Annotated in this window: 13 protein-coding genes; all 13 read left to right on the forward strand. The window is 51.1% G+C overall.

Going from position 1 to position 23,800, the window contains the following annotated elements:
• Positions 1 to 132: 132 nt before the first annotated feature.
• The 13 genes from ACSHX2_RS10895 (at position 133) to ACSHX2_RS10955 (ending at position 23,794) form a co-directional block, all read left to right on the forward strand.
• Entirely contained in the window at positions 133 to 1,080 is a 948-nt protein-coding gene (locus ACSHX2_RS10895) for a hypothetical protein (RefSeq protein WP_435692978.1), read from the forward strand.
• Between the two features lie 33 nt (positions 1,081 to 1,113).
• The gene (locus ACSHX2_RS10900; protein WP_435692979.1) at positions 1,114 to 2,502 is read left to right on the forward strand and encodes a sulfatase-like hydrolase/transferase; all 1,389 of its coding nucleotides are present in this window, start codon (positions 1,114 to 1,116) and stop codon (positions 2,500 to 2,502) included.
• A 118-nt stretch (positions 2,503 to 2,620) separates the two neighbouring features.
• Positions 2,621 to 3,997: a sulfatase family protein gene (locus ACSHX2_RS10905; protein WP_435692980.1), complete on the forward strand. Its 1,377-nt coding sequence runs from the start codon at positions 2,621 to 2,623 to the stop codon at positions 3,995 to 3,997.
• A 215-nt stretch (positions 3,998 to 4,212) separates the two neighbouring features.
• Positions 4,213 to 4,989 carry an outer membrane protein gene (locus tag ACSHX2_RS10910; protein ID WP_435692981.1) on the forward strand — a complete coding sequence of 259 codons (777 nt, stop codon included), beginning with the start codon at positions 4,213 to 4,215 and terminating at the stop codon, positions 4,987 to 4,989.
• A gap of 169 nt (positions 4,990 to 5,158) precedes the next feature.
• The gene (locus ACSHX2_RS10915) at positions 5,159 to 6,727 is read left to right on the forward strand and encodes a sulfatase family protein (RefSeq protein WP_435692982.1); all 1,569 of its coding nucleotides are present in this window, start codon (positions 5,159 to 5,161) and stop codon (positions 6,725 to 6,727) included.
• 5 nt (positions 6,728 to 6,732) lie between these two features.
• Entirely contained in the window at positions 6,733 to 8,154 is a 1,422-nt protein-coding gene (locus ACSHX2_RS10920) for a sulfatase family protein (RefSeq protein ID WP_435692983.1), read from the forward strand.
• A 161-nt stretch (positions 8,155 to 8,315) separates the two neighbouring features.
• Positions 8,316 to 9,782, forward strand: a complete 1,467-nt coding sequence (locus ACSHX2_RS10925) for a sulfatase family protein (RefSeq protein WP_435692984.1) — start codon at positions 8,316 to 8,318, stop codon at positions 9,780 to 9,782.
• 16 nt (positions 9,783 to 9,798) lie between these two features.
• The gene (locus ACSHX2_RS10930) at positions 9,799 to 11,367 is read left to right on the forward strand and encodes a sulfatase family protein (RefSeq protein WP_435692985.1); all 1,569 of its coding nucleotides are present in this window, start codon (positions 9,799 to 9,801) and stop codon (positions 11,365 to 11,367) included.
• A 68-nt stretch (positions 11,368 to 11,435) separates the two neighbouring features.
• Positions 11,436 to 12,821: a sulfatase gene (locus tag ACSHX2_RS10935; protein ID WP_435692986.1), complete on the forward strand. Its 1,386-nt coding sequence runs from the start codon at positions 11,436 to 11,438 to the stop codon at positions 12,819 to 12,821.
• Positions 12,822 to 13,065: 244 nt separating this feature from the next.
• A complete protein-coding gene (locus ACSHX2_RS10940; protein ID WP_435692987.1) occupies positions 13,066 to 14,466 on the forward strand; it encodes a sulfatase family protein in 1,401 nt (466 codons plus the stop codon).
• A 163-nt stretch (positions 14,467 to 14,629) separates the two neighbouring features.
• Positions 14,630 to 16,075 (forward strand): sulfatase family protein, encoded by a 1,446-nt coding sequence (locus tag ACSHX2_RS10945; protein ID WP_435693032.1) that lies wholly within the window; start codon positions 14,630 to 14,632, stop codon positions 16,073 to 16,075.
• 281 nt (positions 16,076 to 16,356) lie between these two features.
• A complete protein-coding gene (locus ACSHX2_RS10950) occupies positions 16,357 to 19,539 on the forward strand; it encodes a LamG domain-containing protein (protein ID WP_435692988.1) in 3,183 nt (1,060 codons plus the stop codon).
• Positions 19,540 to 19,630: 91 nt separating this feature from the next.
• On the forward strand, positions 19,631 to 23,794 hold the full coding sequence (locus ACSHX2_RS10955; RefSeq protein ID WP_435692989.1) for a LamG-like jellyroll fold domain-containing protein: 4,164 nt from the start codon (positions 19,631 to 19,633) through the stop codon (positions 23,792 to 23,794).
• The last annotated feature ends 6 nt before the right edge of the window (positions 23,795 to 23,800 follow it).

The raw sequence follows: 23,800 nt of genomic DNA on the forward strand, positions 1-23,800 counted from the left end.
CGTGACTGAGGAATAACGCAGATTCAACAGGATAGCGCCCAGCCTTCACTTCTTCCGCAACGCGCTATTCCCCAAGCCTAATTAAAATCACATTTGTCTCTTTTGTAACTAAGTTTGGTATAACCACTTATCATGAAAAAACACCCTCTCACTTTCTGGATATTCCCCAGTATAGCTCTGTTCACTAGCTCCAGCTCAATGGCTGCAGAAGAAACTCCTGATCTACCAGTCACCACGGGTCTCTATCTCGACCTCAATGCAAACGCCGAAGTCGATATCGAAGAAGGCAATCGAGTAAAGGCATGGCACAACCAAGTCACTGGGAATCCTGCTGATGTCTTTGTCAAAAGAGACGAGGGACGCAAGCAGCCAGGATCTGGTCGCCCTACTCTCAAAAAAAATGTCGCTGAAATAGGAGGAAACAGCACTCTCATCTTTGAAGAGCAAGAACTGCTCAACATGGACGAAGACGCCTTTGACCACATGGTCACAGGAAGCGGCTACACATGGGTCTCTGTCATGTCCGCCCATAAGCAGAACAAAGGGAAAAAGGATGTAAACTCCTTCTTCGGCAACCTGCGCAATGGCAATCCCTATGATGGATTCTGGGGCAACCTCATGGATGACAACATCGTCTGGATGGGAACCCGCAACGGAATTGCCACGCCCAAAAAGGGGCAGAAAAAAGGCAAGGCGGCTCTCCACCCGAGTGGCCGCGGAACACCTGGCCTGTGGGATGACAAACTCAATCCCCTCGTCGTCTCCGACAAACCACTCACTGAAAACCAATACTACATCGTTATAGGCCGCATGGGTGCGGGAACTGAAACCGCCAATCTAGACCTCTTCATTAATTCCGCTGAACTAGTCGACAGCAAGCCAGTCCCCGTCAATCTCGACGCCAACCCATCAATGATGGCAATCGGCCAAGAACGCGATGCCACCAACCACCCCGGTTTGGAATCTTTCCACGGTGAGATCACGCGCTTCCTTATCTATGAACGCCCCCTCAATAATGAGGAAATAGCCAGAATGCTTGAGTTTCTCAGTGACTCCTATCAGATCAACACTAGTGACTAGTAGTCGCCACCAGCACACTCAGAAATAAGCATCATGAATAAGATCAAATCCCTTCTCGTGAGCCTAAGCTTGATGCTTACAGCTCAGGCTGCTCCTAAACCTAACATCATCCTCATCTTTGCCGATGATCTCGGCTACGGAGATCTAGGTTGCTACGGTTCACCTGTGAAGACTCCAGCAATCGATAAGCTCGCGGCAGAAGGTCTGCGTTCGACTGATTGCCTTGTCGGAGCCAGTGTCTGTGGTCCATCGCGGGCAGCCTTGATGACTGGCCGTTACCCTATGCGCGCTGGCCACCCAATTTCGAGACACCCTACTGAGAAATATGCCAAATACGGTATTGCCCCTGAAGAAGTGACGATGGCTGAACAACTCAAGTCCGCTGGTTATTACACTAAAATGGTAGGCAAATGGCATCTCGGCTTTCACGTGGAAGGCTCGCACCCGCTCGATGCTGGTTTCGATGACTACCTAGGTCTGCATAGCAATTACAGCACAGATAAAAACAGACCAGATGAACGGGCAATCTATCACAATCACGATAAATTGCAGGAAAACATTCCTTTCACTGAAGTCACCAAGCTCTACAACGAAGAAGTCGTAAACTTCATCAAAGGTAAGCATGAAGAACCCTTCTTCATCTACTTTGCCCACCACATTTCACATTCCCCTATCGAACCGAGTAAACCCTTCAAAGGCTCCGCTGGTAAAAAAGGCGGCAAGTATGGCGACTTCATTCTGGAGCTCGACGACAGCGTAGGAAAGGTCGTCAATGCGGTGAACGAAGCCGGTATTGCTGACAATACTTTGATCATTTTCCTCGCGGACAACGGCCCAGCAAAAGACGGGTCAGCCAAGCCCCTAAGCGGCGGTAAGTATGTCACCATGGAAGGCGGCCAGCGCGTACCTGCAATCTTCACTTGGCCAGGCAAGATTCCTGCAGGCAAGGTTTCAGATGCCATGATCACCAGCATGGATTTACTTCCCCTTTTTAGTGACCTAGCCGGCGCACCACTCCCCGCCGGCCTCAAGCTCGATGGCAAAAACATCTTCGATCTACTCACAGGAAAAAACCAGAAAAGCCCACACAAGTATTTCTATTATTACAATGGTCTCAACCTACAAGCAGTGCGGAACGAAAACTGGAAACTCCATTTCCCCCGCACAGTAGAGGATCAACCTTACTGGGCTAAGAAAGCCGGCGGAAATAAGAAGAAGCTTTTCACCACTCTCAAAGAGCCACACCTCTTTGATTTAGAAAAGGATGTTGCCGAGAAAAAGAACGTGATTGCTGAAAATCCAGAGATCACAGAGAAACTCAACAAGGCTGCGGAAAGTGCCCGCAAAGAAATCGGCGACGTCAATGTCACAGGCTCCGACCAGCGCCCCCACGGCCTAGTCAATCCGAACGATAAAGGCTAAGCTGTGTTGGACTCACTATTCTCTCTGGTAAATTAGAGGAGTCCCTCAAATGGAAGAACCTAGCTTACAACTGGATACCAGTAGAATAGACTCTTTTCATTCGTTAGAAACCACACTCATGCAAAAGCCACGCAGACTCCTTTCCTCCCTCACACTACTTGGAATCACGAGCGTGATGGCTAACCTTGCCAGCACCGCTGAAGCTCAGAAGCCCAATGTGATTATCATTTACACCGATGATCTAGGATATGGTGATCTCGGTTGCTATGGAGCCGAAGGCTATGAGACACCCCACCTTGACCAGATGGCTAAGGAAGGAATGCGTTTCACGGACTTCTCTACATCGAGTTCCATTTGCACTCCATCGCGCGCTGGACTTCTGACTGGTCGCTACGCCAAACGCTGGGGGCATAATGGAAAGGTCTATTTCCCCGATAGTAAAGATGGCATGCCTCCTTCCGAAATCACCATCGCCGAAATGCTCAAAACCGAAGGCTATCAAACGGCACTGGTCGGCAAATGGCACCTCGGTCATCAGCCGGAGTACTTACCCACATCGCAAGGCTTCGATTACTTTTTCGGAATCCCCTACAGCAACGACATGTGGCATGATCCTAAGACCCCTCTCGCCGACAATGCGGTCTTCCGTGAAGATCTCACGCGTAAAGACTACCTCGACTCGAAACTGGCAAATAAGAGTTCCAGAAATCGAGTCCCTCTCATGCAAGGAACCGAGGTGATCGAATGGCCAGTCGATCAGGCTCAGCTCACGCGACGCTACACGGAAGAGGCGCTAGCCTTTATCCGTGAGAACGAAAACGGCCCCTTCTTCCTCTATTTCGCGCATGCCATGCCACACATTCCGCTTTATGCCTCTGAGCAATTCAAAGGTAAAAGTGAACACGGGCTCTTTGGTGATGTCATCCAAGAAATCGATTGGTCAGTAGGACAGCTTCTTACATTTTTAAAAGAAAGAGGGCTCGCCGAAAACACCCTTGTAGTTTTCACCTCTGACAATGGCCCATGGCTTTCAAAGAAAAAGGACGCGGGGAATGCTGGACCATTCCGAGCCGGAAAAATGACGGACTACGAAGGAGGCAACAGAGTGCCCTGTATTGCTTGGAAGCCAGGAACGGTACCCGCTGGAAAAGTGTGCAACATTCAGACATCTACCTTAGACATGTTTCCAACTATCGCAGCGCTCGCAGGAGCAGAGCTTCCTTCTGATCGAGCTATCGATGGCTTAGATGTGAGCTCCATTCTAAAGGGGGAGTTTGAGAATGCTCCGCAGCACGACTACCACCTGTATCGCTCCAAAAACGCGATCCGCGTAGGCGATTGGAAATACGTCAAAGGAAAGAAAAAGATCGAGCTCTTCAATCTCGCGACAGACAAGGGAGAGAAGGAAAACCTGGCTAAAAGCCACCCAGAAAAAGTGCAGTCACTCGCCAAGAAACTCACTGAAGTGAATGCACAGATGAAGCCACCCCGATAATAAAACCGCCACACGTTTTATTATCCACAGAGCAGAAGGCTTCAACTACAAGAACTAATGTAAAAAAAGCTAGTACGGTCGCAGGTATATATTTTATTTAAACGATTCAAACAGCTTTCCCTATCACCTCCAGCCGTAATGCTAACTAGGCATTAAAGCAGTCCGCCGAATCCTTCTTGAAAACTCAAACTAAATCACCTATCTAACTTCGTTGTATGAAACCAGCCACCATCGCACGCCTTATCCCAGCTGCCATCTGCCTCGCTCCGTTTGTCGCAAGTGCCGGCACTCCAGCTGTTGAGCTTATCATCGTCGCACCAGAAGTCAGCCCTTGGGAGTTCAGAGTCGAACCCTACGGCTGGCTCACAGGAATCAATGGAGTTACTGGACCAGAACGATTCACCACCGATGTTGATGCCGGCTTCGCCGACATCGCAGATGTCCTTAAAATGGCAGCGGCCCTGCAAGTAGAAGCACGTCACGAACGCTGGGGTTTTCTCGCCGAAGGCTTCTACGCCAACCTCGGAAACTCAGGCCATACCAATGGTCCTGAGCGTGCTAATGTCGACCTTGGATTCAAGCAGTTCCTCGGCACATTTAAGGCACTTTACCGTTTCTCTGAAACTCCCACCTACTTTGTCGATGCCTATGCAGGAGTGCGCTACAACAACCTCCAACTCGATATTGACGTGGATGCAAGAAGGGATCTATCCACTACTGCCGATAAAGACTGGGCAGACCCTATTATAGGTCTCCGCGGTCACTGGAACCTCAACGACAAGTGGTTTCTTACAGGAGAAGGCGACATTGGCGGGTTCGGTGTCAGCTCTGATTTCACTTTGGACCTTGAAGCCACCGTAGGATATAATTTCACACCAAACATCAATGCTGAGCTAGGTTACCGTTATTTCTCTACCGACTACGACACCGATGGATTTATCTACGATGTCGACCAAGCGGGTCTCTTGATCGGCTTGAACTTTATGTTCTAAGCGACACACTCTCTATTTATTGAAAAGGCTCATCGAGTAATCGATGAGCCTTTTTTGTACTCAAGCCCTTGCATCTGGACATCAAATCCAAGGTAGTTAACAAAGAAAGCCTCCTAAAAGTAAAAGTGATGTCCTGTACATTCAATCGAGTCTGTATAAATAGTATACGATGAAGGCACGAATCCATTTGATCTACACTAGAGTAGCATTGCTCCTAGCACTTGCTTGCTCTAGTTTCGCTGCGCATCTCCATGCAGCAGAAACACAACCGAATGTCGTTCTCATTTTCGCCGATGACTTAGGCTACGGTGACCTCAGCTGTTATGGTGCCACAAAAATTCAGACGCCAAACATCGATAGGCTAGCAGCCGAAGGTAAGAGATTTACCGATGCACATTCTTCATCTGCGGTCTGCACGCCATCACGCTATGGGCTTGTGACTGGCCAGTATCCATTCCGCGCCCACGGTGGTAAAGGAGTCTGGAAGCCAACCGGGCTCGAAACCCCATTGATTATCGATACCGAAGCCCTGACTATTGCGGATGTGATGAAGCGCCAAGGCTATGACACAGCGGCATTTGGCAAATGGCACTTGGGCTTCAAAGAAGGAACAAATGACTGGCAGGAGCCGCTGCGCCCAGGACCGCAGGACCTTGGTTTCGACTACTACTTTGGTATGCCAGTCGTGAATAGTGCGCCGCCCTACGCCTATGTTGAGAATGACCACTTTTATGGTAGCGACCCTAATGACCCAATCGTGGATGTCGGCAGAAGTGGTAAAGGCTCGCACCCGCTGAGCCCGATGCCTAAAGCAGCAGGGCACCGCACTCCGAACTATTACAAAGGGCAAAAGAAAGCCCACGATCTATTTGATGACTACGAAGTCGGCACTAAGCTCACTGAGAAAGCAGTTGACTGGATGAGCAGCCGTAACGGGAAACCATTTTTCGTCTACTTTGCAACCACCCAAGTACACCACCCCTTTACTCCTGCGAAAAGGTTCCAAGGAACCAGCCAGGCTGGCCTATATGGTGATTTTGCACATGAACTCGACTGGATGGTCGGCGAAGTGAGAAAATGCCTCGAAGCCATAGGAGAGGATGATAACACGCTTATTATTGTCACCAGTGATAATGGTGGAATGTTCAACACCGGCGGCACCGCAGCAGCTAAGCTTGGGCACAAGATCAATGGGGATTTATTAGGTTCTAAATTTGGCGTCTGGGAAGGTGGCCAACGCGTGCCATTCATTGCCTGGTGGCCAGAACATATTGAGGCGGGAACCGTGTCAGATGCATTGATGAGCAATGTCGATCTGAAGGCTACCTTTGCTGCAGTTGCCGGTCACGAGCTTAGTGAAGAAGAGCAACTAGACAGTATCAACATGCTTCCAGCACTCACAGGAACTCCAGACAACCCGCTGCGTACCGAGATGATTGTAACGCCGAATAAACCTACCCATACTGCACTGCGTAAAGGAAAGTGGATGTATATCCCTGCCAAGGGTGATGGTGGATTCAGTGGGAACATCGCCGCCACGAAACTGGTGGACACCCCCAATAGCGACATCGTGAACGGAAAGATCAAAAAGAATGCCCCGCGCGGCCAGCTCTATGATTTGGAAGCAGATGTGAATCAGACAAAGAATCTCTACGCCGAAAACCCAGAAGTGGTCCAACAAATGGAGACGGCTCTGAAGCAATACAAAACTCCAAATACTAAGCGGAAATCAAACTAAGTTTTATGTATAAACTCATCCTCATCACTAGTGCTCTGCTCATGGCTACCTTCTCCGTGAGCAATGCACAAGAATCGTCGAAACCCGTTACCGCTACGTCGCAAACGGCTAAGCCGAACATCATCCTGATCCTCGCGGACGATCTCGGCTACGCGGAGCTGAGCTGTTATGGTGCTCCCTACAAAACTCCAGCACTCGACCAGCTGGCGGCGGAGGGTTTCCGCTCCACTGACATGATCGTCCCCGCGAATGTCTGCAGTCCGTCGCGCTCAGCTTTACTCACCGGCCGCCATCCCATGCGCAATGGCCACCCAATTTACCGTTCTAACTACTACAAGAAAGCGGGAGGTTTTTATGGATTACACCCGGATGAAATCACCATCGCAGAGCTCCTGAAGCCTGCTGGTTACCGCACATTTGCCGTAGGCAAATGGCACCTAGGTTTTGATATTGAAGGATCGCACCCTCTCGACGCTGGATTTGATAGCTATTACGGACAACCCCACAACTATGGTGGAAAGTTCCATAACAACAGCACCTGGCTGCTTCGTGATCACGAAGCAGAAGAGAAGAAGGTTCCGTTCCAAAAACTTACCGAGAGTTACAATCGAGAGGTCGTCAAGTTCATCGAAGAGCAGCCAAAAGATCAGCCCTTTTTCATCTACATGTCGCACCAGATCGCGCACTCGCCTGTGCTCCCCAGTAAAGCGTTCAAAGGCCGCACGAAACTTGGCAAGCAGGCCGATTTCGTGACAGAGCTCGATGACAGTGTCGGTCAGGTGTTAGAAGCTCTGCGTAAGAATGACCTTGAGAAAAACACCCTAGTGATCTTCCTAGCGGACAATGGCCCTACTGCCGACAGATTTGACACACCACTCGCTGGCTGTAAATACACCACCATGGAAGGTGGTCACCGGGTTCCTAGTATCTTCCGTTGGAAAGGCAAAATCCCAGCTGGCCAAGTCTCGGAGACGACTCTCAGCAGCATGGACATCTTCCCGCTCATCGCTGATCTAGCTGGAGTAGAATTGCCCAACGACCGAAAAATTGATGGCAAAAACATTCAGGACATTTTGCTCGGTGAAACGGAAGAGTCGCCACACGAATTCCTCTATTACTACAATGCGCACAACCTACAGGCAGTACGCAAAGGAAAGTGGAAATTACATCTCCCGCGCACAGAAAAAGATCAACCGTATTGGGCTGCTGCAGGAAAAGGCCGTCGTTTCCTCACTCTCGATCAACCCTTTTTGGTCGATCTCGATGCTGATATCGGCGAGATGCACAATGTCGCAGCACAGAACCCAGAAGTAGTCGCCACACTCATCCAACAAGCTGAGAGAACCCGCACGGAACTTGGCGAAGTGGGTAAGCCTGGCTCTGACCAACGTCCAGGATGGCCGAAAGCATCCGAGACCGAGCATTAAGGTAGAACTCCATGAAATACACTAAAATAGCCGTAACTGATTCTGTGTGCGTTGAAATGCTGTATGTTCATGTGGATAATGAACTGACACAATCTATCGATTTCTCCGTAAAATATCGGGGATAGCGGTCAGAGATGAGCTTTGACGCTAGTCGATAACTGATGATGAAATTACCTCACACTATTCTCAAGGGATGCCTCAGCCTGGCAATTCTCAGCGGCTTAAATTCTCTGGCGGTAGCGAAAAAACCCAACATCGTGATCATCCTCACCGACGATCAAGGTTATGGTGACCTGAGTTGCTATGGAGGAAAAAATGTCAGCACGCCCCGGATTGACCAAATGGCTGCTGAAGGGGCTAGATTGACTGACTTTTACATGGCTGCAGCCGTCTGCACGCCTTCGCGCGCTGCGCTGATGACTGGCTCTTACCCACGCCGCATCGACATGGGGACTGGCGGCAAAGATTTCGGCGTCATTTTAGCAGGCGACCCCAAGGGGCTAAACCCAGAGGAAATCACTATCGCAGAAGTCCTCAAGGACGCTGGCTATCGCACAGGCATGTTCGGCAAGTGGCACTTGGGTGACCAGCCTGAGTTCCTACCCACGCGCCAGGGCTTCGATGAATTTTTCGGTATCCCCTACAGCCACGACATCCATCCCTATCACCTCAAACAGAAGTTCTTCAAATTCCCACCACTTCCATTGTTAGAAGGTGAGGATGTCATTGAAGTGGACCCCGACGCAGATTACCTGACCAAGCGCTTCACCGAGCGCGCTGTCAAATTCATCGAAGAGAATAAAGACCAGCCCTTCTTTCTCTATCTCCCCCACCCGATCCCTCACGTCCCCATCCATGTCTCACCCGAGTTCATGAAGGACGTCCCCGCTCCCATCAAAGCGAAACTCGCAAAGGAAAAGAGCAGCGGAAAGATCGATTACAAAACACGCAATCTACTTTTCCCCTACGCGATCAGCGAAATCGATTGGTCAGTTGGGAAGATCTTAGACACGCTGAAAGAAAATGGCTTGGACGAAAACACCATCGTCATTTTCACCTCGGACAACGGCCCTGGAACCGGCTCCGCCGGTCCTCTCAGCGGAAAAAAAGGGAGCTCTTTAGAAGGCGGCCCTAGGGTTCCAGCGATCATTCGCTGGCCTGGTCACATCCCAGCGGGCCAGGAGAACCACGAGATGCTCTCCGCCATGGATTTGCTGCCGACCTTTGCCAAGCTCGCTGGTGCGCAAATCCCGAGCGACCGCGTCATAGACGGGAAAGACATCTGGCCAGTCCTCACCACCAATGCGGAAAGCCCGCACGAGGTACTTTTTTACCATATTTCCAATAACCTCATGGCAGTGAGATCAGGCAAGTGGAAGCTTCACGTCAAAAGCAAAGCTGGAAAGCATAGAGTTCCTGCCCCCTCGCTCTTCAATTTGGAAGAAGACATTGCAGAGAAAAAAAACGTCGTAGCGCAGCACCCGGAGGTCGCTGAAAAGCTTCGTGGCTATGCAGCTGCCTTCGAACAAGACTTAGCTCAGAACAGCCGTCCTGCGGCATTTGTGGAAAACCCACAGCAGCTGAAGAAGGCGATTTCAACAAACAAGGCTCCGGACCCGGATCAATAAACACACTCAAAATTTCATGAACAATCTAACAAGATCTATCACCCTGACCTTCTTGGCTGCAGCCAGCCTCTGCGCGGCAGAGCAAAAACCTAACGTCGTTCTTATCTTCGCTGACGACCTCGGCTATGGCGATGTCAGTTGCTATGGGGCTACCAAAGTGCAAACTCCAAACATCGACAAGCTCGCGGTAGAAGGCCGTAAGTTTACTGACGCACACTCCGCCTCCTCTGTCTGCACGCCATCCCGCTATGGCATACTAACCGGTGAATACCCATTTCGCGCCAATGGGGGCAAAGGTCTCTGGGGACCTTGTGGCCATTTCCAAGAGCTTCTCATCGAAACCAACAAGCTGACTCTCGGCCAACTTTTCAAAAACCAAGGCTACGCGACTGCTGCGATCGGCAAATGGCATTTGGGCTTCGGTAAGGGCAAGACCGACTGGAACAAGCCGCTGCGCCCGGGTCCACAGGATCTCGGCTTCGATTACTACTTCGGCGTGCCGAAAGTAAACAGCGGCTATCCCTATGTCTATGTTGAGAATGACATGGTTGTCGCTTATGACGCGAACGACCCAATCACCTTCAAAGCACCATTTTCAAAAACCACCACTTACCCACATGAAGCGGGCAAAAAAACAGAAAATAAAGTCGGTGGTGCGAAAGCTGCCCATGCTCTCTACGATGACGAAAAAACCGGCAAGCTGCTCACCGAAAAAGCTGTAACGTGGATTGGCGAAAACAAGGAGAACCCATTTTTCCTCTATTTCCCAACGACGAATATCCATCACCCATTCACCCCAGCACCTGAGTTCAAAGGCTCTAGCCAAGCCGGACTCTATGGCGATTTCATCCATGAATTCGACTGGATGGTCGGTCAGCTTGTGAAATGCCTAGAAGACAACGGACTCGCTGAAAACACACTCATTATTGTCACGAGTGACAACGGCGGGATGTTTAATCATGGCGGGCAAGATGCTTACGATGATGGTCACAGGATCAACGCAGACCTACTCGGGTTCAAGTTTGGGGTCTGGGAAGGCGGCCATCGCGTTCCTTTCATCGCTAAATGGCCTAATCATATCCCAGCAGACACAGTTTCAAATCAACTAATCAGCGGTGTCGACATGCTCGCTACTTTTGCCGCAGTCACCGATCAGAAGCTGGATGCGACTCAGCTCGCGGACAGTGTCAATGTCTTGCCCGCGCTCACTGGTGAGCCAACAGAAGCATTGCGTGAAACTTTGGTACTCAGCCCGAATAAGCCCACGCACGTCTCTATTCGTAAAGGGAAATGGATCTACATTCCTGCGCAAGGAAGTGGTGGATTTAAAGGCAAGCCCGGCGACCACGCAGCTGGCGGAGCTCCTGCTGTGTCCCACGTGGGCAGCGTCAATAGCGATATCGAGAACGGCAAAATCAAAAAGGACGCGCCTCCAGCTCAGCTCTACGATCTCGAATCCGACCTCAGCCAGACCAAGAACCTCTACAACGAATACCCTGAAGTCGTAGAGCAAATGAAAGCCCTCCTCGCTGAATACCGACCAGCGAAGAACTCTGTAAAAAGAGGAAAGAAACAAGGCAAGTAACCGCGTACATGACCTCATGTGTGTGAAATCTAATTCAGACGCGCCAAATTTCCCCAATCTTACCAACAATGATGAATCTTAAACACAGTTTCAAGTTAATGGCCGTAAGCGTATCGCTCGGCAGCCTACTTGTGCCCCAATTGAGCGCTGAAGCTCAAAAGCCAAATATCGTTTTCATCATGGCTGATGACTTAGGTCCTGGCTGGGTCGACTACGATAATTCCAATCCAAAGCTCAACACGCCAAACCTCGAACGCATCGCTAAAAATGGGATGGTATTCAATAAGGCTTATGCCGCAGCTTCCGTTTGTTCACCGACCCGTGCGGCGTGCATCACCGGCATGTCCCCGGCTCAAATCACTCTCACCACTCACATTCCAGGGAAAGCTGGAAATGAGCGCAAGGCTCCGAAGGGCGGCCCGCGCGATGCCGAATCGCTCAAGCAACTCCCTCTCGAATTGCCAAGCTATGCCCGCGAATTGAAGAAGCTGGGCTATGCAACCGCATTCATCGGAAAATGGCACTTGGCTGGTGAAGGTTCGATCAAGTCCAAAAATGGCATCGTTGACGAACGCTATCACCCTCAGCACTTCGGCTTCGACAGTAACATCGGTGGCTGCGCCTATGGTCAACCACCATCATGGTTCGATCCCTACCGTAACGCCACCATCACCAATCGGGAGAAAGGTGAATACCTCACCGACCGCCTTGGCGATGAAGCCGTAAGTTTCATCCAGAAAAACAAGGACAAGCCCCTCCATTTAACTTTCTGGCCTTACCAAGTTCACACTCCGATCAAGGCACCTAATGACTTGGTGAAGAAGAATGGTGGAGACAAGTACGCGGCCATGATCGAAAGCATGGACATCGCTATTGGTAAGGTTCTCGACGCACTCGACGCTGCTGGTGTCACTGACAATACGATGATCGTGTTCTATTCCGACAATGGCGGCTGGAAAGCATCTAAAACTATCCGTGATAAGAAAGGCTCACTCTACGAAGGCGGCCTCCGTGTGCCAATGGTCGTTAGCTGGCCAGGAGTGATTCAGCCAGGCTCCAGCACAGACACGCCAGTCAACACCATGGACTTCTTCCCAACCTTCGTCCACGCCGCTGGCGGTTCGACTGAAGAAATCACCCAGCTGGAAGGTTTAGACCTAATGCCACTCTACCAGGGCTCGGACAAGCTCGAGCGCGACAGTCTCTTCTGGCACTACCCACACAATCGCCCAGACGTAAAACTCTTCATGGGCAGCGTCATCCTCAATGGTGACTGGAAACTCTATGAAGGCTTCGGCACCATGCCTGACGCACTCTTCAATCTAAAAGACGACCCGATGGAGAAAACGAACCTTCTGGCTCAAAATCCAGAACTCGCAGAGCGCCTGCGTGCCAAACTCCACAAGTGGAGAGACTCCGTGGATGCTAAAATGCCACCACCGCTCAAAAAGTAGTACCTCAAATTTTCATTGTGTAAGGGCTCGTCGAGAAATCGGCGGGCCTTTTTCTTTGACCTAAAACCTCCGCAGAACAATCACCACTAATTAAACTGATCAAGACCGGAGCTTTGGGCTGAGTCAATGGGACGAGTGACTTGATAGCTCCAGATCGGCTAAATTTACGATCTGAGGTTTTGTATCAGCGTGATAGATTACCCGCTACGAGCACGTTACCCTATTTGCTCAATCTCCATCGCGTATGATCAAACTTTCTCCTATCACTAAGCTCCTCGCACTAAGCTCGCTCTTCTCAGGTCAAATGGCTGTGAGCAGCGCGGCTGAACAGCAATCCCCCCAACCTAGTCACGAGAAACCGAACTTCATTATCATATACACTGATGACTTAGGATACGGCGACCTGAGCTGTATGGGGTCGAAGACTATCCATTCTCCCAATATTGATAAAATGGCAGCCGAGGGCCTCAAGTTCTTGGACTTCTATTCCGGCAGCGCCTCGTGTACGCCAGCTCGTGCGGCACTCATGACGGGAAGTTATCCACCACGCGTTAACTTAGACAATGTCTTATTCCCTGACTCGAAAGACAAGCATACGGGAAAAACTAAAGGCCTCAACCCCTCTGAAATCACCATTGCCGAACTGTTAAAAAGCCAAGGATACGCCACAGGAATGGTGGGAAAATGGCACTTAGGCGATGACCCTAGCTTCATGCCGAACAACCAGGGATTCGACGCCTACTTCGGACTCCCCTACAGCAATGACATGGTGCCACCGAGGTTCGTCGACTTACCCCTCCTCCGCAATGGTGAGGTCCTTGAACTAAACCCAGATCAGGATTACATCACCCAGCGCTACACCGAAGAATCGCTCGCATTTATCGAAAAAAATAAAGAGCAGCCTTTCTTTCTGTTTCTTTCCCACAGCATGCCGCACCGCGCATGCCATGCGTCACCAGAATTTACCAAGCGCTTTACCAAAGAGCAGCTCAGTCAGATCAAACCCGGCGAGGACAAGAAATCACGTGACTTCCTCTACCCCGCAGCAGTCGAAGAAATCGACTGGAGCACCGGAGTCATTCTAAAGAAACTTGCTGAGCTCGGCATCGAAGAAAACACCCTCATCGTATTCACTTCTGACAATGGCCCCATGACAGGCTCTACTGGTCCACTTCGTGGAAAAAAAGGTGGCGTCCACGAAGGTGGGCATCGCGTCCCAGCGATCATGCAGTGGAAAGGCCGCATCCCCGCTGGCTCCGTAACAAGCGAGATCGCCACCGCCATGGATCTACTCCCTACCTTTGCGAACCTAGCGGGAACCCAGCCTCCTCAAGACCGCGTGATTGATGGACATGACATTCTCCCTCTGCTCGAATCCCCCCAAGAAGTGCAATCTCCCTATAAAGCTTTCTTTTACACTCACGGCGGCAAGGCGGTACGTAGTGGAAAATGGAAATTGATTCTTGGCCGCAAAAACGGGCTCTACGACCTCAGTGAGGACATCGGAGAGAAAAAGAACCTCGCAGCGCAACACCCCGAGATTGTGCAAAACCTCCAAGGACTTTTTGAAGGCTATACCCAAAGCCTAAAAAACCACAGTCGCCCAGCCGGCAGCTTGGACGACTCGCCCCTCCAGCCAAAGTAATTGAAACGAACGCATTCACGAAGCATGCTCAGCTCAGCATTTTTCTCACGATCCAGCTTTTAAAATGCTGGACTCACGTCACTCTCTACAAACATTCTCTACAATAATGAAAACCATCACACTCACTGTAATCGGAGGCCTGCTCTTAGCTGCGGCTACCACAATGGCAAAGGATTCCGATCCTAGCCGTCCTAACATCGTCTACCTCATGGCCGATGATCAGAACTTCGGCTCCGTAGGCATCTATGGAAACACCGAAGTCCAGACTCCTAATATGGACAAACTCGGCGAGGACGGCATCGTCTTTGACCGCCATTACAATACAACGGCGATCTGCATGGCGAGCCGAGGCAATGTCTTTACAGGAATGTATGAATACAAGACGGGGACGAATTTCGGACATGGCCACATGTCACAAGAAGTCTGGTCAAAGTCCTACCCTGTCTTACTTCGCGAAGCCGGTTATGCGACCGCCTTTGCTGGGAAATTCGGCATTGAGATCACAGGTCTAGGATTTGATGGAAGTCAGTTTTTTGACAGCTGGGGTGGAGGTCCCGTTCAGACGAACTATGAGACTAAGAAGAACAAATCTATGGCTAAATACGCCAAGGAGTATCCGCATTCCACAGTTTCCTACGGTGCTTTTGGCCAAGACTTCATTCGCGATGCGGTGAAGCAAGATAAGCCATTTTGCCTCTCCATCAGCTTTAAGGCCCCACACAGACCAACCACTCCTGACCCTCAGTTTGATCACATCTATGCGGGCAAAAAGTTTACCAAGCCAGCCAACTACGGTCGTGAAAATGGCACCCACCTCTCCGAGCAGAGTAAACAAGGCCGCCAGTATGCCCGCTTTACAGAATGGGGTTATGATAAAAATTACGACAAAGTCATGGCGACCTACTACCAACAGATTTACGCCATCGATGTTGCCCTCGGCATGATCCGTGAAGAACTTGAAAAGCAAGGAGTCGCCGACAACACCGTAGTCATCTACACCAGTGACAATGGTTTCCTCTGTGGGTCACACGGCTACGGCTCTAAGGTTCTCCCACTCGAAGAAGCGGCGCGCGCGCCATTGATGATTTTTGATCCACGCAGCCCGAGCGCAGGTAAAAAGATCCGCAGCTCCGCCCTTACAGGAAATATCGACTTCGCCCCCACCATGCTGGAGCTCGCTGGAGCTACGATACCAGAAAATATGGACGGTGTGAGCCTAGTTCCGCTCCTAGAAGAGCCAAATAAGGATTTACGTGAGCAATTATCATTCATCAATGTCTTTGGCCCAGATGCAACAAAGAGCTTAACCGTACTCACCAAGGACGTGAAATACACCTACTGGTGGTACGGCAATGATAAAATGGAACCAACAGAAGAGCTCTTCCACTTGGGTAAAGACCCACAAGAGATGAATAACTTGGCCAAAAATCCAGAAGCCGCATCCTTGCTCAACACCATGCGCAAGAAATATGACTCTCAGCTCAGCATCTGGGAAAAAGAAGCGATCGTAGGTAGCCGCTACCAAACCTACCCTACCCTCTTTGACCGCAATATCCCTCTAGAAGAAAAAGACTTTAATCGCGGAAAGCAGGACCCCAATAAACGGTAGTTCGCTACAATTCCAAGTCGACTACAGGCTAGTTGAAAACAACTTTCACCCTAGGGCTCATCGAGAAATCGGTGCGCTCTTTTTTTGCCCTCCTGTGGCGGGCGTTTAAGAACCCAAATGACTGAACATGACGGGATCGACAACGACCGCCCTAGGGATTCGGAGGCAACAAGGCATCACATTCCCCCGATTAGTATCTTATTGACTCACCTTTGATCTTCAATAGCTTCGGTTAGTCCCCTCATCTCATTTAGACCACTCAATCTAAAGACACGAATCAGATGAAATTAGCCCGCCACTTGTCTAGTGTTGGTATGGCTGCGCTATGCGCCGTCGCCCAATTGAATAACGCCCATGCTCAAGCGAGCCCGGAGTTAGGTCTCCGCGCGGATTGGCTAAGAGGCTCGTGGGGAGCTCTCTGGCTTCCTGAAAAAACGTATAGTGGCAGGATCGAAGGCGTCACCATCGAGCCATTCATCGAGCAAATCGCGCACTTAAAGACGATCGACTTCGTCCAGCTCGGTCTCGGCTGTCCTAGCATTTATTCACCAGCACACTCCGCACCACACCCAATTATCGAAAGCCTGTGGCAAGGCGACACCGATGACAATGGCACGCCAATCAACCTCGTAGTTCCGCGCGCCTCCGAGCCCGATCCCTTTCTCAGCTGGCTCGAAGCCCTCGATGAAGCTGGGCTAAAAACGCAAGTCTATGTCAATTCCTACAACCTCATGGCTCGCAATCCGGATTCCATCCCAGATGGTTTCCCTGAATTCTCGGCACGCTGGAAAGAATATTGCGACACCAATGCGGAGACTCAGGCATTCATCACCAACCACCCTTACCTAGAAGAAGGCGATCACGAGGACCGCAAGTACATGTTCTGCTATGCGGAGTTTATTCTTAAAGTCTATGCCGTCCGCTACGGCGACCTGATTGACGCCTGGCTCTTTGACTCAGCCGACAACATCATGGAAACCTGCGGCGATGACGCGGGAACAGGCATTCTGGAAGATCAGAGGATTTACGAAGCCTTCGCAGACGCCTGCCATGCAGGAAACCCGAACGCAGCCATCGCATTTAATAACAGCGTCGGAACCGCCGCCAAGCCCTTTGCCACACCCTGTCTTTTTGACGATTACACCTTCGGCCACCCCTTTGGAGGAGCTGGTGACATGGTCGAAACCGAAAGCCTCTACACCAGAAATTTTGGAATCTGCGAGTACATGAGTACGCACAATGGGCTTCCTTTTGAAACCACGGATAGCAGAGACTGGAACGACAACGTGGTTGGCCATTTCTTCCCAAAACAAAGCACGACCTCATGGAATGCGGGCGCGAATCCCTGCCTGACCGATGAGCAATTCGTCGAGTGGACCAGTGTGGGAGTCACCGACGGCGGCTCTATCGCCTGGGGCACCGCGCTCTGGTACGTCAATCTCATCAACCCGGGCTACAACCTCACACTCAGAGATTATGCACTGACCCAGCTGGAGCTAGCGGATGCGCATTTAAGTGAAAACCAATATCCCGACACACCCAACTGGAGACGTGCTGACACCCCATTACCTGACGCCACCAGCGAGGTCGCCTACAGCCACACTCTCACTGACGGTTTTGATTTTTGGGATCCCGACGGTGGAACGATTACCAGCCTAACACTAGTCAATGCTCCCGCTTGGCTATCTGCGGGAGAGTCCAGCACGGGAGTCTGGGAGATCAGCGGCACACCGACTGAAACTGTCGAGACCGAACATTCCTTTGAATTACTCATCAGCAACGGAATTGAGGAGTCTACAAGAACCGTCGAGCTCACCGTAGCCGAGTCACCCATCTTACCAACAGTCAGCCACTCAATCAATGGCGGGGCAACATGGGCAGACGATGGGCTCGAACTCAGTTACGACAATAACGGAACCACATCTGACAACAGAGCGATCACCTATTCCACCCAGACCTATCAGTCGAAGGGTGGTTTCAAGCTAACGGCCTATTACACCACAAACATCATCGGCAATAATGAAGGTCATAATTTCTCCATTGGCTTGATCAGCGATGAAACCGATCTCTCGAGCTACACGGGCTTCAATCCTTTTGCAGCCGACACCAGCGTCTACAGCCTAGGAATCAATATCACCACCAACAACGGAGTCGCAGCGCGCGGAGTTAATTTCACCGATGGAGCGACCCTCACCACACTCGATTCTGCAGGCACCAATGTGCAATTCGTCAAGGAAGCTTCGACTCCTGTCGTGCTGGAGGTTGGCCCTGATGGGTATTGGAGCTATTCCATCGATGGCACCGTCGAGGCGACTGGAGTTATCCCTGATGGCTTTGATCTCGATAAACATTACCGGGTCGCGATCTATGGTCAGGATGACAACGGAGGCGTAAAAACAATTCAGTCTCTCGAGCTAGAGTTACTTCCACTTTCTGGCCTCGTCGCGCATTGGCCACTAGATGACGGCTCTGCAGCCCTTGTCAGCGACATTTCTGGCAATGCTTTCCACGCCACCCTAGTTAACGGAGCTAACGCCTCCGGAGTGCAAAATGATGCGATAAATTTCAATGGAGCCGATACTGGAATCACGCCGCCCATCGAAGCCTTCGATCAAGTAAACAACGAAATTACGGTCGCCATGTGGGTCAATGGAGCTGCCGAGCAACCAATAGCGGGAACAGTATTTCACGCCATTAATAGTGACGGAAACCGAGTTCTCAACATCCACGTTCCATGGAGTAATTCTAAAGTCTTCTGGGATGCAGGTAACGATGGTGACACCGATTACGACCGCATCTCTAAAGTGGCGATCCCTTCCGAATTCAAAGAACGCTGGAACCACTGGGTATTTACTAAAAATGCAATCACCGGAGAAATGGCCATTTATCTCAATGGGGCACTCTGGCACAGCGGAACAGGCATGACTAAGCCGATGGCTGGCAGCACTGAGGCATTTATCGGCTCGAGTGCTTCTGGAGCTTTCTATAATGGAGCTCTCGACGACATCTTACTCTATAACACTGCCCTGACCGCCGCAGAAGTGAGCACTCTATACGACTCCTACACTGGCTACCATACTTGGCTGAACCAGCACGGGGACCTCGAAGACTCCAGTTCAGAAGCTGATCAAGATGGCGACTGCCTCCCCACTATTCTCGAATACGTCCTCAACCTAGACCCCACAGTAGATGACTGGGATTGCCTACCAACGATGGTTCAAGATGGTGACACCCTCACTCTCACCCTCACCCGCCGCGCAAGTTCAACTCAGGACACCACACAACTCTTCGAATACAGCACGAACCTCGTCGATTGGCAGGAAATCAAGCTCAGTGGAGACATCGGGTCTGAGGTATCCATCGGCTCAGCTGTCGATGACACTGAAGATGTCTCTATTTTGCTCAGCACCGATTCCGAGGAGAATGGAAAGCTCTTCTGGCGGCTTAAAGCCACCAAAGAATAATTCGAGTAATCACTTGCCACACACCCTCTCGAAATAACTTTTCAGCAGCACAAATAATTCTCCCCATTTAAGAATTTTCACAATCGATTAAATGAAGGAACTTTTCACCGCTTTACTCACTTCAGCTCTATTCCTAGCGGGATCCGAGGCTAAGGAGCTCTACCAAGACAGCTTCGACAATGACGGTCTCGCCACCAACGCGGGCACCGGAGGTGGCGCAGCCAATCGCACCATCCAAGGCCATTCTTGGACGGACGACGGCGCTGCCACCTTTATCAACAGCGGCACCAGCTACACCCGCAGAGCGATCCTTTATTCAGAAAACGCCTTTCAGTCCGACACTGGATTTAGGCTCAGCTTCACTTACAACACGGGTTCGATCGGCGACACTGCAGCACATAACTTTTCCTTCGGACTCGTCCGCTCGGACACGAGTCTTTCGACCTACAGCGGCAACAACCCCTTCAAAAATGAGACCAGCGTCTACAGCCTTGGAGTCAATCTAACAGCTGACGGTGACGCTACCGCTCAGGGGCTCAACTTCACTGACACCGCCACACGCACCACCCTCGACCAATCCGGAACTCGCGCTCAGTTTAAGGCCAACCAGACTGCTGAAGTAACGCTCGAAATCGGCATCGGCGGCTATTGGTGTTACCGCATCGATGGCGTCTATGAAGCGTCTGGTGTCTTACTCGAAGGCTTCGATCTCGATGCCAACTATCACGTCGTCGTGTTCGGCCAAGATGACAATGGTGGCGGCAAGGCGATCGAATCAATCACCCTAGAATCCTCCCCAGAGTTGGGCGAAATTGCCGCAGACCTCAGAGGCACCTGGTCAGCGGGTGGCGAGTCGGGAATCGAGCAGCTCAAAGAATTTAAAACCATGGATTTCGTAGGAGTTGGCTTCAACTCCGGCGCATCACAATCCGCGCTCCACACGGTCCCGCACAAGCTCCTTGAAAGCCTCTCGGAAGGAGATGTCGATGACAATGGCGACCGTACTAATCTGGTAGTACCGCTCTGGGGCGATCTCAGTTTAGACACGCCGGAAGACGATGCTCAGATGCAGGAAATCCTAGAAATCAGAGCCGCCGGCTTCCAAGTCCAAGCGTATTCGAATTGTAAAAATTTCTCAGAGCCGAATGCTGACGCCTACACAGTCGTCGTCGAGCGCTGGAAAGAATGGTGTGACACCGATCCTGTAGCTCAGGCCTTTATCCACAGCCAACCCTTTCACACGGGCGTCTGGAACCGCACCACAGAACAATACGAAGTCGCCTACAACGAAGACGGCTCAGAAACCTATCCAAACCGTCGCTATTGCTTCTGCTACGCCGAGTTTGTGCTGAAGGATTACTCCCTCCGCTATGGCCAGTTTATTGATCGCTGGATCTTTGACTCAGCCGACGACATCCCGCGCGTAGGCGACAATGCCACCAGTGGACTCGTAGAAGAACAACGTCTCTATCAGGCATTTGCTAATGCAGTCCACGCGGGTAATTCAGACATCCCTATCGCCTTCAATAACGCTCGAAGCACGGTCAACTATAACTCCTTTCCCTTCGCCCACGCGATTCGCTTTGAGGACTTCACCTTCGGCCATGCCTATGGTGGAAACACCGATCACGCCAGCAAGGATAATGGAGCATTCGGCCGAAACTATAACCATGTCCTACGCATGGTCGAGACCGATGGCTACGTCCACGATGGCGGCGCTTGGACATGGGACGACAAAATCGTAGGGAATTTCCATTCAAAACTCGCTACTACCTCATGGTCTAGTGGCCCCTATCAAGCGTGGGAAGAAGCTGACTTTTTACAATGGAACATCGAAGCGCTCCAAGCGGGCGGCTCGATGACTTGGGGTGGCTCCACTATGGTCTCTGGCGGAGAGACCGTCCTTAGACCGTGGGCTTATGACCTCATCAAAGCGCTCGACGACTATCTCGCTCAATATCAAGACCCAGGCGCACCAAACTGGGCCAAGGTCCACACGATCTTACCCGAAGCCACCATTGGCGAAGCCTACTACCACGTTCTCACCGAAGGAGTCGACTTCTGGGACCCAGAAGGTGACGCGATCGATGCCGTCTGGTTTCTCAACAATCCGCCCTCGTGGTTAAGCATCAGCGAAGACCCAAACCAGCCAGGTCAGTGGGTCATGAGCGGGCTCCCGGACGAAGATTCCCCGACCCAGCATCAGTTTACTATCCGAGCTCGCGATGTTAATATTGACGCGCGCTCGCGAGACATCGAGCTACAGGTCAATGCCTCGACCTCCACGATTGTGAATCCAGAAAATGGAACTCCCGTTTGGGCTACAGACCCATTCATCCTGCCAACTGCCTATCGGTATAATCCGTTCTCCATCGTACTCAAACGCGGAATAGATTTTGCAGACTTTGATGGCGACACACTGACACTCACCAAACTCTCGGGGCCTTCATGGCTCGAGCTTGAAGAAGTCGCGCCAGACATTTGGCAATTGAGCGGAACGCCAGGAAGTACTGACCTTGGAATCAATACCCTCCAACTCGCCCTCAACGATGGCTCACAGTCCGTTTCCACGCTCGTTCAGATCGACGTAATCGACACCCAATTCTTTGATCTAACATCGCATGCTCTCAATGGTAACGCCTACTGGGCTTATGAAGAAACTGAGGATGAGACCGCTGAGTACGTTTACTACAACAAAAGGGTAAACTTTGACTACTGTGCGCTCCTCTATTCCACGGAGAGTTTCCAATCCGATGGCGGCTTTACGCTCAGAGTCAACTACACCACTGGCAGCATCGGCAATGCCATTTCGCATAATTTCTCTTTCGGCTTCATCAGCACCGATACAGATCTTGCATCCTACACCGGCCTCAACCCCTTCAAAGTCGACACCAGCGTCTACAGCCTCGGAGTCAACCTCACATCCAATGGGGACACCACCGCCCGGGGTCTCAATTTCACCAACGGCTCCAGCCGCACCACCCTCGATGTCTCTGGCTCCAATGTCCAATTCCCTACCGACATCTCGACAGAAGTCACCATCGACATCCGCCCTAACGGTGTCTGGAGTTACTCAATCGATGGCATAGAAGAAGCTTCCGGCGTGATTACTGAAGGTTTCGACCTCTCAAAAAACTACCGCGTTGCATTCTACGGCCAAGATGACGATGGCGGCGGAAAGTCCATCCAATCGATGTCTATAGACCTCCATGATCTATCTATTCCAGGGCTCGTGGCGGAGTGGAATTTCGATTCAGGCAATGCTAGCACCATCATCGACAGCTCCGGTAATTCACTCGATGCCACAGGTGAAAATGCCAGCCTCGTCACGGGCGTCAATGGCAGCGCGATGCAATTTAATGGCAGCGATTCCAGCGTGACCCTCCCAGCGCAAGCCTTCTCCTCCATCGACACCGAAATCACACTCGCCATGTGGCTTTATGGGAATCCCACCCAGCCGAGAGCCGACACAGTCTTCGGCGCCGAAGACGCGTCCGGCTACCGCGTACTCAACCTCCATCTACCCTGGTCAACTTCCGAACTCATCTGGGATGCGGGCAACAACGGCACATCAAACTATGATCGGATCAATAAGCTCGCGATTCCCTCCGAATACAAAGAACGCTGGAATCACTGGGTATTTACGAAAAATTCCACAACGGGAGAGATGGCAATCTACCTCAACGGAGCACTCTGGCATAGCGGAACCAACCACAACCGCAGCATGGCCGGCATCACCACAGCGCGCCTCGGCAGCGGTGCGGATGGGACCTCCAGCTACGATGGCCTGATCGATGAAGTACAGCTCTACAATGTGGCATTAAATGCCGCCGAGGTGACAGGTCTCTATGAGAGTTATGAAGGCTATGAAGCTTGGACCAGCCGATACCCGAGCATGGAGGAGGTGGAGCCAAGCGAGGATGCGGATAAGGACGGAATCACTAGTTTGCTTGAGTTCACTCTAAACGGGAGCCCATTAGTGGATGATAAAAACATTCTACCAACACTCGACGCCTCGGGTGAACATTTCATTTTCACATTCACCCGTCGTGCTGAATCAGCGAATGACACGTCGCAAGTGTTCCAATACAGCTCCAACTTACAAGACTGGTATGACCTCGACATCACAGGAGAACAAGCTGCTGAAGTCAGTATTACCAGCGGAGTCGAAGGCGCTGAAGACGTCACAGTCACAGTCAGTAAAGACAGGGCTGTCGATGGTCGATTATTTGGCCGCCTCAGCGTGGTTCGTTAAATCACA

It is taken from the genome of Rubritalea sp., assembly GCF_051252225.1.
Taxonomy (GTDB): domain Bacteria; phylum Verrucomicrobiota; class Verrucomicrobiia; order Verrucomicrobiales; family Akkermansiaceae; genus Rubritalea.